The 12,418-nt window shown below is 41.9% G+C and carries 13 protein-coding genes and 2 pseudogenes; 8 read left to right on the forward strand and 7 right to left on the reverse strand.

Annotation, left to right across the window (positions count from 1 at the left end):
- Nucleotides 1-40: 40 nt before the first annotated feature.
- Nucleotides 41-181, reverse strand: coding sequence for a hypothetical protein (locus tag DSM107010_RS43115; protein WP_422387897.1), 141 nt, complete (start codon nt 179-181; stop codon nt 41-43).
- 269 nt (nt 182-450) lie between these two features.
- Here DSM107010_RS43115 and DSM107010_RS41525 point away from each other — a divergent pair.
- Nucleotides 451-1,010, forward strand: a pseudogene (locus tag DSM107010_RS41525) (transposase); the annotation flags it as partial.
- Between the two features lie 287 nt (nt 1,011-1,297).
- On the opposite strand, the gene DSM107010_RS25690 reads toward DSM107010_RS41525, so the two are convergent.
- Both DSM107010_RS25690 and DSM107010_RS25695 read right to left on the reverse strand, forming a co-directional pair.
- Nucleotides 1,298-1,765 carry a M48 family metalloprotease gene (locus tag DSM107010_RS25690; RefSeq protein ID WP_106167214.1) on the reverse strand — a complete coding sequence of 156 codons (468 nt, stop codon included), beginning with the start codon at nt 1,763-1,765 and terminating at the stop codon, nt 1,298-1,300.
- A gap of 92 nt (nt 1,766-1,857) precedes the next feature.
- On the reverse strand, nt 1,858-2,859 hold the full coding sequence (locus tag DSM107010_RS25695) for a DUF389 domain-containing protein (protein WP_106167213.1): 1,002 nt from the start codon (nt 2,857-2,859) through the stop codon (nt 1,858-1,860).
- Nucleotides 2,860-2,986: 127 nt separating this feature from the next.
- Between DSM107010_RS25695 and DSM107010_RS25700 the strand changes: the two genes are divergently transcribed.
- Entirely contained in the window at nt 2,987-4,558 is a 1,572-nt protein-coding gene (locus DSM107010_RS25700; RefSeq protein ID WP_106167212.1) for a Na+/H+ antiporter, read from the forward strand.
- An 80-nt stretch (nt 4,559-4,638) separates the two neighbouring features.
- Here the strand turns inward: DSM107010_RS25700 and DSM107010_RS25705 are convergent, their stop codons facing one another.
- Nucleotides 4,639-5,664, reverse strand: coding sequence for an AI-2E family transporter (locus DSM107010_RS25705; protein ID WP_015156225.1), 1,026 nt, complete (start codon nt 5,662-5,664; stop codon nt 4,639-4,641).
- 627 nt (nt 5,665-6,291) lie between these two features.
- Here DSM107010_RS25705 and DSM107010_RS25710 point away from each other — a divergent pair.
- The 3 genes from DSM107010_RS25710 to DSM107010_RS25720 are packed head-to-tail and all read left to right on the forward strand — an operon-like array spanning nt 6,292 to nt 7,674.
- On the forward strand, nt 6,292-7,122 hold the full coding sequence (locus DSM107010_RS25710) for a bacteriorhodopsin (RefSeq protein WP_106167211.1): 831 nt from the start codon (nt 6,292-6,294) through the stop codon (nt 7,120-7,122).
- Entirely contained in the window at nt 7,122-7,496 is a 375-nt protein-coding gene (locus tag DSM107010_RS25715) for a sensory rhodopsin transducer (RefSeq protein WP_015156223.1), read from the forward strand. Before DSM107010_RS25710 ends, DSM107010_RS25715 begins: the two co-directional genes overlap by 1 nt.
- Nucleotides 7,477-7,674 (forward strand): hypothetical protein, encoded by a 198-nt coding sequence (locus tag DSM107010_RS25720; protein ID WP_106167210.1) that lies wholly within the window; start codon nt 7,477-7,479, stop codon nt 7,672-7,674. Before DSM107010_RS25715 ends, DSM107010_RS25720 begins: the two co-directional genes overlap by 20 nt.
- On the opposite strand, the gene DSM107010_RS25725 is transcribed toward DSM107010_RS25720, so the two are convergent.
- Entirely contained in the window at nt 7,671-8,066 is a 396-nt protein-coding gene (locus DSM107010_RS25725; protein WP_127024218.1) for a hypothetical protein, read from the reverse strand. The genes DSM107010_RS25720 and DSM107010_RS25725 overlap by 4 nt on opposite strands.
- Nucleotides 8,067-8,200: 134 nt before the next feature.
- Between DSM107010_RS25725 and DSM107010_RS25730 the strand changes: the two genes are divergently transcribed.
- Both DSM107010_RS25730 and DSM107010_RS25735 read left to right on the forward strand, forming a co-directional pair.
- Nucleotides 8,201-8,785, forward strand: a complete 585-nt coding sequence (locus DSM107010_RS25730; RefSeq protein WP_015156221.1) for a CAP domain-containing protein — start codon at nt 8,201-8,203, stop codon at nt 8,783-8,785.
- 181 nt (nt 8,786-8,966) lie between these two features.
- Nucleotides 8,967-9,584: a DedA family protein gene (locus DSM107010_RS25735; protein WP_106170252.1), complete on the forward strand. Its 618-nt coding sequence runs from the start codon at nt 8,967-8,969 to the stop codon at nt 9,582-9,584.
- Between the two features lie 42 nt (nt 9,585-9,626).
- Here the strand turns inward: DSM107010_RS25735 and DSM107010_RS25740 are convergent, their stop codons facing one another.
- Nucleotides 9,627-11,237 (reverse strand): hypothetical protein, encoded by a 1,611-nt coding sequence (locus DSM107010_RS25740; protein ID WP_106170250.1) that lies wholly within the window; start codon nt 11,235-11,237, stop codon nt 9,627-9,629.
- Between the two features lie 62 nt (nt 11,238-11,299).
- Nucleotides 11,300-11,611 (reverse strand): annotated as a pseudogene (locus DSM107010_RS25745) (L,D-transpeptidase); the annotation flags it as partial.
- Nucleotides 11,612-12,046: 435 nt separating this feature from the next.
- Between DSM107010_RS25745 and DSM107010_RS25750 the strand changes: the two are divergent.
- Complete coding sequence (locus tag DSM107010_RS25750) at nt 12,047-12,364, forward strand: hypothetical protein (RefSeq protein WP_181246518.1); 318 nt, start codon at nt 12,047-12,049, stop codon at nt 12,362-12,364.
- Nucleotides 12,365-12,418 lie beyond the last annotated feature (54 nt).

Raw genomic sequence — 12,418 nt, forward strand, 5'->3', positions numbered from 1 at the left:
GTTAGGGAATGCGATTGGCGATCGCTATGATTTGTGTACGTCACCACTTAAAAGCGAAGCCAGCGATCGACAGCAATCCCCAGAAAACTAGTGCGCTGCCAATGCCAAACCAAAGCGACGGAATTTCTTGTAGAACTACAGATGCAAATAACACTGCAAACATTGGCTCTAGCAGTAATATTGCAGTTGCTAGTACGACTGGTAAACGCTGCGCCGCTACTGCATAGCATAAAAATGGTCAAGCAGTGGAGAAAATTCTCAACCCTAATCATACGAGAATAACTTGTCGATCGATTTCGATTCCAATTGACGCTGGGAAGAGAACTGCGCACAAAAAAGATAAGATACTTCCTACTGGAGATTAGACTATTTTCCGGTGCGAAACCTAAAAGTCTTACAGTGATTGAAATAGAAGTTTTAGGTACTCAATCCGAGTCAGACTGGTGAGGGGTGTTACGAAAGAAATATCACATGGATAGAAAATTTAGCACTCTGGTGCAATTAACTGGTCAGATGGATGCTGAAATGGTTGAGATTGACCGTCTTCTGGATGATAAGAAACTAATGGAGTTAGTTGAAACTGATTTATCAGAGCGTTCTCCCCATTCTACCAAAACCGGAAGAAATTCAATTCCCGTAGAAGTCATACTACGGATGATAGCTCTGAAACATTTACGTTATCTAAGTTACGAAAAACTCCTCAAAAATGTAAATGAAAGTTTAGTTTTAAGACAGTTTTGCCGAATATATTTTCATTCACTACCGAGCAAGAGTACGCTAATTCGTTAGTCAAATCAAATTAGGAAAAAACTTTGAGTAAAATTAATCAACGGCTAACTCAAATAGCTATCGAGCTAAAATTCACTCAAGCACAAAAAATGAGAACAGATGGAACAGTAGTAGCCACAAATATTCACTTTCCTTCTGACAATAGCTTATTAGTAGATGGAGTGAGAGTTCTGAGTCGTCTCTTGTGTAAGGCTAAAGAAATTCTGATTACAGACTCAAAAATTCATCTGGAACAGTAGTAGCCACAAATATTCACTTTCCTTCTGACAATAGCTTATTAGTAGATGGAGTGAGAGTTCTGAGTCGTCTCTTGTGTAAGGCTAAAGAAATTCTGATTACAGACTCAAAAATTCATCCTCGATTATTCCAAAACCGTCATCGGACAGCTAGAAAAATTTCTCGCGCTTATTGATAGTCTATCTCAAGCTCGAAGCCAATTGGGTCGTCAAAATAGAGAACAAGCTTATCGCCAACTACTTGAATTGACCCAAGCTAGTTTAAGACAAGCTCAAAAAGTACAGGTTCTTCTCAAGAATGCGAGCGGTTCGCGAGTCGCAAAAATCGTTCGAGATTTGGCTATTTTTCTACCTCTTTCATGGGCAATGACGCTGGCTAATTGAGTTTCGTTCTGGGCGAATCTCATCAACCCCGTGTGGACGTAGACAAATCCGCCCATTGTGACAAAAGCATTAACGCTATTATTATTTACGACTTGAAACGTATAGGGAATGTCAGAGCGATCGCTACTTTTTACCAACCGCTGCCCGATCTGATTCACGTATCGCTCGATCTGGGGATTGCGGTATAGTTTAACTTCTTTTGTAACTAGCTGCTGATTAATCTGCTTGCCTAACTCCACTTCTTGTGAATCGGAAATAGTAGACAATTGAATCACTTGCACTCCCTGACGCAAAATATCTAACCAGGGAATTGCCTGGGTAATTTGAGGCGAACCGACAAAAAGACCAACCGCCATCAAGAACGCTAGAAATGGATACTAGGAACGGCGAAGACGACGGGTAAAGAAAGAAAAAAGGTTAGACATAAATTTGAACTGAGCATAGTTATTTAATTCTCTGGCGGAGAACTGCGGACTTCTTCCACTTCTCCAACTTCAAAAATTAGAGTGAAACGCTGTCCCATTTCGCGATGAATAAAATCTTCTAATAACTGCACCTGTCGAGGTGTCACTGGTTCCTTTGCCCGCACGTTCAAGCGAACTTGGGGTGGATTTGTAAACCAGTTCGTCTCTTTGCTAAGCAACTCCAACCGTTGAAAAGTAATAGTTTGACTTACTAAAGCTCGTTGCAAACTAGTTTCTAGCTGTGTCTGTCGGATCAGGCGGAAAAAGCTAAAACCGAGGGGCAGCAGCAGAATTACTGTTAAGAATATAGTCCAGATGAGGGGTTTTTTTGCCTGTGCCAGCGAGGTATAGCCTACTACTAAAAAAGTGAGCATACACGCTAGAGTAATACCCAGCAGGTTAGTTAAGTAAAGGATTGTTGCTCCCAGACTCAGCCACCAATCAGCCCGTGATAAACCCAAACCGATCGTGCAAATCGGTGGCATCAAAGCCACAGAAATTGCAGTTCCGGCAAGACTGCCAGAAATTTTTGGTTCTGCTTTGGCATAGCCGCTAATTGCACCAGCCGCCACAGCAATACCCAAATCTAATAGCGTTGGTCGAGAACGGGATAAAATCTCGCTGCCAAAGCTGGGAAGACTGACAATTAAACCCAAGCAGTAGGAAATTATCACGGATAAAAACGTTCCTATTCCCAGCGCGATCGCGCCTTCACGGAACAAAATAACACGACCTTGCAAAGCACCTAGAGCTATGCCTCGAATTGGCAACATTAAAGGTGCGATAATCATTGCGCCAATAATCACGGCAGCACTGTTTGATAGCAAACCAAGGGTGGCAATGACACAAGAACTGATAGTTAAAGCTAAATAAGACGAGCTTAACTTTGATTCCTCCAGCAACTCTGTATGGAGTTGCTGAATTTCTAACGGATGAGATTTTTTGTTCCTGAAGTTATGGAAGCGATCGCGAATATTACTGAACAAGCCTTTCTCCCACTTGGTTGCTGGTCACTGGTCACTGATAACTGAATTAAAGTCCTACCTCTAGAGGCTCGTCATAAGCACGCGAGTCTGACTAAGATTGACTTTTGAAGTGAATAAAAATTGACGCATGGTAATGGAATTGGCGATCGCAGAGGCAGCAATTGAAACCAACATCAAGCAATTTTTGTCAGTCCTAGCAGTGTCTCTAGGCGTGGCAACGCTACCGCAAGTCTTTAGCTGGTTTCGCCAAATCCCTTATACCCTACTACTCGTCATTGTAGGTCTGGGATTGGCGTTTGTGGATGTGCGTCTGGTCGAACTATCCCCTGGACTGATTTTGTCAATTTTTCTACCACCGTTGCTATTTGAAGCTGCTTGGAATTTGAAATGGTCGAGTTTGAAGCAAAATCTCGTGCCAATTTGCCTTTATGCTGTGGTGGGTGTAGTTATATCAATTGTCGGCGTGGCATTTAGTTTAAATCAATTTGCCGCACTGCCTTTGACAACAGCTTTACTAATTGGCGCAAGTCTCTCTGCTACCGATCCGGTTTCCGTCACTGCTGTATTTCGAGAGTTAGGCGTAAGCAGTCGTTTGACAACTTTAATGGAAGGCGAAAGCTTATTTAATGATGGGATGGCAGTGGTTGCCTTTGAATTTTTAGTGGCACTGTCTTTCGGAAACACGCAGCTTGGAGTTCAGCCAATTTTAGTCCAGTTTTTTGTGGTTGTAGGCGTTGGCGTGGCTGTAGGAGGTTTAATTGGTTTTGGTATTTCCTACCTGACGCAAAGATTCGATTTACCTTTAGTCGAACAATCTTTAACTCTGGTTGCTGCTTACGGCACTTACATAATTACTGAGGATTTGGGCGGTTCTGGAGTGATTGGAGTCGTGACTTGCGGCTTAATTCTGGGAAACTTTGGCTCTCGCATCGGCATGAATCCTCGCACGCGAATTATTGTCAGCGAGTTTTGGGAGTTTTTGGCGTTTTTTGTCAACTCGATCGTGTTTTTGCTAATTGGCGACCAAGTTCACTTTACAACGTTGGGAGAGAATTTAGGCATTATTGCCATTACAATTGGGGCAATGGTATTGATGCGAGCGATCGCAATTTATACTCTCAGCCAATTGAGTAACTATCTTGCTAAATCTACCATCCCCTTACCAGACCAAACCGTACTTTGGTGGGGTGGGTTGCGCGGTTCCGTGTCAATTGCTTTAGCATTGAGCGTATCGGCTGCTCTCCCAGAGCGAGATAAAATTATTGCTACGGTGTTTGGCGTAGTATTATTCACCTTGCTGTTTCAAGGATTGACAATTAAAACTTTACTGCAAAAGTTAAACTTATTAGGCGATCGCCCTCGTCAAGAGCAATATATGGAATTTATCGCGCGACGGGTTGCCCTCGATCGCGTGTTAAAACAGTTACAGGCAGACCAGCGCCCAGGTATCGACCCAGAGTTTTATCGCTACCAAGAAGCACTGATTAAAGGCGGTATCGAAGATTTGCAAAAAGAAATCGAGCAATTGCAAAACGAGTATCCCGACCTGATAAATTTTAGCGCCGAACAATTACGCTCCGAACTATTGGCAACCGAGGCGAATACATATGCGGAATTTGTCAAAGCCGGACGATTAAATCGAGAACTGTCGCCGTTTCTCCCAGAAGTATTACAAACTGGAGATGGGCATAGCGATTAAGCCATAGGCGATTAAATTTTCTACAGTCCGCGCAGGCGGACTTCGCTTGTGTAGTCGCGAATTCAATTCGCCCAGGCTTTCTAAGAGGAATGCTGCCACCGATCCAAAATATCTTTAAACAAAGTTTCTTCAATCCAGGTTTTAGCAACTACTGCGAGGGGAAGTGCCATCAGCAATCCCAAAGCCCCAAAAAAAGTAGTAAAGAAAATTTGTGCCGTCAGCGTAACTGCTGGTAGTAGCGCAACTTGATGAGCCATTACGGTTGGCGTTAGCCAGTAACTTTCAACATTCTGAATGATGATATATAAAACTATAACGGCGAGAGCTTTCCAGGGTGCATCCAGAAAGGCGATCGTCGCTGGTAAAAATACACTCAGAGTGGGTCCAATGTTGGGAATAAAATTCAGTAATCCTGCTAAAACTGCATGAGCCAACGCTAGCGGTACTTGCAATATCCACAAACCAATTCCACTCAAAGCACCGATGAATACCATTTCAATCAAAGCACCAACTGTCCACGCACCCAAACCATCGGCACAGCGAGTCAGGATTTCATCTACTCTTTTGCGATAAAATGCGGGAAAACAACGGATAAAAGCTTTGCGATAAGGCTGAGGATTAACTAATATCATTAAAGTTAAAATCAGCACCAGCAAAAATTCTAACAACGCACCCACAGAGGTAGAAAAGAAAGCTAACATCTGTGCTGGGAGATTGGCAATGTAAGGCTGAATCTGTTGGATAATTTGATTTAAATCGGGAACTTCTGGCAAAAATGGCGCAACCCGCAGCTCTAACCAATTAATTCCTTGTCGAATTCGTTCTATTCCAGACGGTAAAAGTTCTACCAAGTCTTGAAACTGATTGATAAAGGGAACTACAATCAGCCAAAAACTCACAGTTAGTAGAGCAACAACAATACCTAAACTCAACCATACCGCTCCAGCTCGTTTCATGCCCGATCGCCCAAATCGTCGCACGAGTTGATTAATTGCTACTGCTAATACAGATGCTGTAAATAAAAGTAACACTAGCTGTCGAATTTGCCAGAGGATGTATAGGGAAACAATCAGTGCAAATAATCCTAGCCATTGCCCAATTCTCATTGCTTGTTTGACTCCTTGCTTCTGCCTGTCCTTGACTCATAAAGGAATTTTCAACCACAGCCAAAAGGCAGAATTAATTTTTTGCTGACATTTTCTACCGATTTGAGTCATGAGGCATACGAGCATTGCTAGCCTCATTCCGATTTAACAAATGACTAATAACCAATGACCAATGACAGTCACATCAAAAGATCTTATGACCCATTGAGGATTACCAGATAACTTGCTATTTCTAGAATTGTTCCTAATTGTGATGGAAAAGTGATAGTAAGACAAGCATATTTTTTTATCATTTTCTAGTCACATTTGACTTCAAAACTAGAAACAAACTGATGAAATAACTTGAAAATGCCGAGCTTGTACTTTTTGTAATTCAGACCAAATGAGATTTTCATATCTTGCAGATAACCGATCGCGCGATCGCTCAATTAAATTGTAAATCTAAGCACAGAGCTAATTACTCCGAATGATAGAGGTAGAACGAGTAGTTATAGTTATTTGCTTAAAAGGCAAATATCTAGACAGTAAATATCCAAATATTCACCTTTTTCAATAGCAGAAGCACATTTTGGCTAATTTTAGTAGAGCCAACTGCGATTTGTATTAACAACTTTCATGAGGTAAATTATGGATTGGCAGGCTTTGTGGCATTGGCTTTATATTGCAGGGATGGCGATCGGGGCAATCCACTTCATCATGCTTGGTAGAAATCCTCGTGGTGTGCCCAGATATGAGTATTTAGTTGCCGCTTTTATTCCGATCTGGTCGGGACTGGCATATCTGTCGATGGTTTTACCAGGTGCGGAGTTAGAACAAGGAAAGATTGAGGTAGCGGGACAGGTGGCTCATTTTGCCCGTTACATCGATTGGATTGTCACTACACCGCTATTGTTATTAGCCCTGTCTTGGACGGCAATGCATCGCCTGCACAAAAAAGACTGGACGCTGATTGCCTCTTTAATGGCTACTCAAGTCATTGTAGTTGTTTGCGGTTTAGTTGCCGATCTGTCTGTCATCCCTTGGGTGAGATATTTATGGTACATCAACGGTGTGGTTGCCTTCTTTGTTGTTTTGGCAGGAATTTGGGGACCATTGCGTGCCAAAGCCAGCAGTCAAGACTCAGCTCTGTCTAGTTTTTACACCAAAATTGCTACTTATTTCACAGTGCTATGGGTTTGCTATCCGATTGTCTGGATTCTCGGTCCTTCCGGTTTTCGGGTTTTCGGTCAAACTGTAGATACATTTTTGTTTTGTCTGATTCCCTTGTTTTCCAAAGTCGGATTTAGCTTCTTAGATTTACATGGCTTACGCAATCTCAGCAGTCCTGACACGCAAACTCGTCTTGATGAAAGTGTAGGCGGTGTAATGCGGATGATGGGATTTGCAACTGTCGTAGCACAACCAAGGCGATCGCAAGCACGGAGAAAAACTCGTTATTTATCAGGAGGTATGCGATAATGCAACCAGTTGGACATACAAAATGGGCAATCGCAGAGGGTTATATCCCAGCTTATAGCAATGGACCCGAACCTCAATTTACCAGCCATGAAACCGTATGTATTCTCAATGCTGGTGACGCAGATGCCCATGTTGAAATAACAATCTTTTACAGCGACAAAGAACCCGTTGGTCCTTACAAAGAAACTGTTCCAGCCCGACGCACGAAACATATTCGCTTCAACAACCTCAAAGATCCAGAACCAATCCCCCTCGACACCGACTTTGCCAGCGTCATTGAGTCGGACGTGCCAATTGTCGTCCAGCATACCCGTTTAGATTCCCGTCAAGCAGAGAACGCCCTTCTCAGCACCATTGCCTACGCTAGCAATTAGCTTAAAAAACATAGGCAAGAAAAAGAATGGTTCTTTTGGGTTGCGGGTGATAGTCGATCGCTCCCTGCAACCAATGGTAGATGATAATCGTTGCCGGATCGCGCAGGATGAAGCAATTGTCAGCTTATTGCCTGATTTTCAAATACTAAGTGCCCTAGCTTTGCACTTCAATTTTTAAGAGGAGAATATGAGCAACAAATTTCTTTTTCTAGCTCCAGTTTTAGGGCTGTCCCTGCTTATTGGTGCTTGCGAACCCACGGGTACAGGCGGTACTGGTGGTACTGGTACTACTGATACTACTAGTCCTGCTGAAACTCCTGCTACTAGCCCCACAACTCCAGCTGAGACTCCAGGCACGACAACCACCCCACTTGAAACTCCAGGCACGACAACCACCCCACTTGAGACTCCAGGCACGACAACCACCCCACTTGAGACTCCAGGCACGACAACCACCCCACTTGAAACTCCCACCCCAACCGTCACGCCTTCACCTTCCCCATAACTTGTCTTTATCGACTCGACTTGCGATCGCCAGTTGTAGCGATCGCTGGCATTGAAAATTCTCATTGTTGATGGTGGAGTTGTTAGCTCTCCACTGTTGGCAATTTTGTCATGCAGTTCATGTTAGTAGAGCAGTTGTTTCGTGACATCTCAAGTACGAACAATAAATTGAGCGATCGCCTTGACAAACTATTCCTAAGATGAATAAGGAAAATTTAACCAAAAATAAACGGCAACAAAAACGACCGTGGAAATTATGGATAGCATGGACACCGATCGCCTTAACTCTAGTAGGATGCGAGCCTGCTAGAGATATTTTTTCTAGAATTCCTGGGCTGGGACCACCTGCTACCGAACAGCCAAAAACCCCAGCGAAATCTCCTGCTGTTGCCGAAATGGAAGCAGAGATTCGGCAGCGTATTAACGATATTCGGCAGCAGAATAATTTGAATCCGCTAGAACATAATGAAAGGTTAGCTCAAGTAGCCCGCGATTACAGCCGTCAAATGGCGCGGGAAGATTTCTTCAGCCACACTAGCCCTAGTGGTAGTACCCCAGCGCAAAGAGTCAGTGCCGCAGGCATTACTTATTTAATGGTGGGGGAGAACTTGTTTAGAAGTACCAACGTTCCTAACCCCATTTCCTCATCAGTTAAAGGCTGGATGGATAGCCCAGGACATCGGGAAAACATTCTGCGTTCTGCTTTCAACCAAACAGGTGTTGGGATTTGGCAAGATGGCAACAGATTTTATGCCACGCAATTATTTATGCGATCGCTTTTTTAATTCAGTGAGTAGTGAGTAGTAAGTAGAGAGTAGTGGTGAAAATACAAATTACAAATTACAAATTACCAATCCTTACAAACATTTCATAACTCAAACAAAAATAGTATAAATTATGTGAATCAGTGTTGAGCAATCAATTTGACAGAACAAGCTTGGCAATCTTGGAAGATTAAATCATCTTATGCTCGATTGGATTACGAATGTTATTTCTAGAATGGGCTATCTGGGTATTACCTTGTTGATGGTGCTGGAAAACTTCTTTCCTCCCATGCCAGAGGAAATCGTCATGCCATTGGCAGGGTTTACCGTCCAAAGAGGCGAATTAAATTTTCTATTTGTGGTGTTAGCGGGAACAACGGGAACTGTTCTAGGAGCGATAATTTGGTATCACGTTGGCAAGCTGGTAGGTGAAAAGCGGCTGCGGAAATGGGTAGATAAACATGGCAAATGGATCGGTTTATCTGGTGAAGATATCGATAAATCCAAGCGATGGTTTGCTAAATATGGGGGAATTGTCGTGTTCTTCGGTCGATTTATTCCAGGTATTCGCACTTACATTTCCATCCCTGCTGGTTTAGAAGGCATGGCTTTACTACCTTTTGTGTTGTACTCGTCAGCTGGTACTTTTTTGTGGATAGGAATACTAACTTATGCAGGTTACGTGCTAGGGCAAAACTATCAGTTAGTAGAAAAGTTTCTCAGTCCTGCTTCTACAGTTTTCTTCGTATTAGGGTTTGTATGTTTCGGAATTTGGGTGATGTATCGCCGTCACAAGCAGAAACAGAAAGCAAAAAGATAACAAAATTTCTTCTGCCATCTGCCCTCTGCTTTCTGCCTCCTGCTATAGTTTTGCAGATTCTAAAGGTTTTCTTCGATTTAATTGACGGTTAGCAATCTTATCTGCAATCTGGTTGAAAAAATGCTCTGTATTTGTATCTTCTCCACCCCAAGCAGGAATTTTTGCCCCAATTCTAGTAAAGAAATCATACACGATAAATTGAGCGATTTTTTGCTTTTTCCCTTTAGCTGACCAAATAATCTGACAGGGATATGCGAGAATGCCCGCAGTCGGAATTAATCCCACTAATAAAGCAACCCAAGGAATTTCTTGTCTGGCGATCGCCGCTTGTAATGCTCTCCAAGATGTATAAATCGTGCGGTAAACTGGACCACCAACAATCAACCAAGTTATAAAAACCAACTCATTAATCAAGCCTACGAAGTATAGTAGTGGCACTAATACATATTCGATAATTTTAACAAATAACTTGATGCCTAAATGAACGCCAAAATCAGTTAAATATTCGCTGCTTTTTTCCCGCTCTAAGCTTTGTAGCAAACTGTTAGCTTCTTCATCTCTTAAATGCTTTCTATCTCGCCAACGCTCGATCCTTCTTGTTACATAGTTTCTAACTATATTAATTCTATATCTTTGCGATAAAATAAATCTCCAAAGGTTATAAAAAAATTGGAGATACGGAATATTAATAATTTTGTGGACAAGAGCAATAGGTAATTGAATTAATAGTTGATTGATAATTTTTTGGAAAATATTCCAAAATCCCCGTGTATACCACAACAAGAAATGCTCAGAATACCATCTCGCTTGTTGCTCGTCGATCGCGCCTTTTTTCAATTGATATTGAATACTGCGATCGACTCTCCTCATTGATTTCCATTCGTCTTGATGATACTCTAATCGGTCAACCCACCCTAAAACTTCCTGATATTTCTGGCTGCCTATATTTGCTACTAATTCTACTTGATAATTATGTATATATCGTTTTAACTTATAATTATCTACATCATCAAACATCGCCCGTTTGTATTTTAATGTCTTGGGCAAGTAAAATGAAAATAGAGCAATGATATTTATCGGGAATAAAGCTGGAACACCCGATTCTAAATCTATCCAAACAAAAACAGGCTGGTTTGAAGTATCACTGGCTAATAAGAAATTGTTTAAAGCTGTAGGAGTACCTTTGCCAGCTTGCCAAACTAATCCGTCTAAGCCTGCCTCAATTAATTTGTTTTGCAATGGTAGCATGATACCGCGAACTAATGTAGGTAATTCGATTGCCCGTTCTCGGCTACACGGTTGAAGCAGCGAAACATGTCTTCCCTTGATAAATTCTGTATCTATTTGATAAGCTTTAAACTCTTGATTCCACTTGGTAGAGAGAGCATCTGCAACTGTGAGGCGATCGCCAAACCAAAATTGTACTAATTCACCGAGAATTTTGCGGCGATAAAATGCACAAGCGATCGCATCTTTGTTCCAAATATAAGGATTAGGAGAACCAAAGAAAAAGTAATGAATTATGTTAGCAATCGTATCTGGATAAAATATTTTACGGGCGATCGCACCTGACTGGCTCTCAACTAAAAATACCTTTCCCGATCTTCCTGCTCCTAAAAGCTTAGCAACGGAGGACTCTTGTAAAGCTGCCATTAATTTGCCCGCCTTAAAGACATATAAGTATTAATATTACCTATATGTCTTTGTTAAAATCTCTACCAAGGGAAAGGGCTATTGAGATAATATATATCTACTACTTCAGCTTCGTTATACATCCGCACGCAACCGTGAGAAACAGCTTTGCCTACAGACTCAGGATTAGGAGTACCGTGAAAGCCAATTGAATTTTTACCATCTGTCCAAAAACCAATCCAGCGAGTACCAAGTGGGTTTTCAGGAGTACTACCAGGGACAGTTTCCCCTGTAAATGGGTGTATCCAAGTAGGCTGTTTCAACATTTGACCGACGCGGAAATTACCAGTAGGAGTTTCCCAGCCTTGGCGACCTATAGCAACAGGATCTGAGCGATCGCTTTAGCATTAGAAAAAATTACCTTGTAGAGAAAATCTATCACACATATAGCAGTTCTAAATGATTTGTAAAGTAGGCTTCTAGCCTGCCGCAAGCTAGAAGCCTGCTCCGTTCATGAGTCAAATAGGATTGCTATATCAACGATTAAATTCAGTTGCTTAACATCTGTCTTAGGTAAGAAGTCTTTTTGTGTTGAAAAGCACGAAGATTTACATTTGTTTTATCACTTTTGAGTCACATTTGTTATCAATGCTGGAGATAGAAGATTTGGTGTTTATTTAGTATTCGTAATTACAAGTTGCGCGATCGCTACTTTCACTCATGAGATAGACACTGAATCAAACAATAGAAGGTAGCTTGACTATTAATGTCGCTACATTAAAGATTTTGACGGCTGCCAATCGTATCGAGTCAAGAGAACGAGGTAACTTATGGATCGGTTAAAGTCTTTACCAAACTGGTTGCGTCCGACTCTTTTACTCGGATTAATTCTTTTGATTGTTGCCTTTGTGGGTTATCAACTTGAGCTAACTCTACCAGGAAGACCGTCAAATATTAATAATACCTATACCCCACTGACAAAATCACCACCAAACTCAGTAGGTTCGTACGATGTGTTGGGTTATGCTCTCAGCAAAGAAGAAGCTGACCAAATCTTGCAAACACAGGAAGGGCGAGAACTGTTATCTGCCGACAATGGCGCAGTTAAAGTAACAGAAGAACTGATAGAGCATTTTCTAGTCTACTGAGGTACAATAACAGCAATGAGTAAACCAGCCACGTAGATCTTCAACAGAGACTTG

This window comes from Chroococcidiopsis cubana SAG 39.79 (genome assembly GCF_003991895.1).
GTDB classification, from domain to species: Bacteria; Cyanobacteriota; Cyanobacteriia; order Cyanobacteriales; family Chroococcidiopsidaceae; genus Chroococcidiopsis; species Chroococcidiopsis thermalis.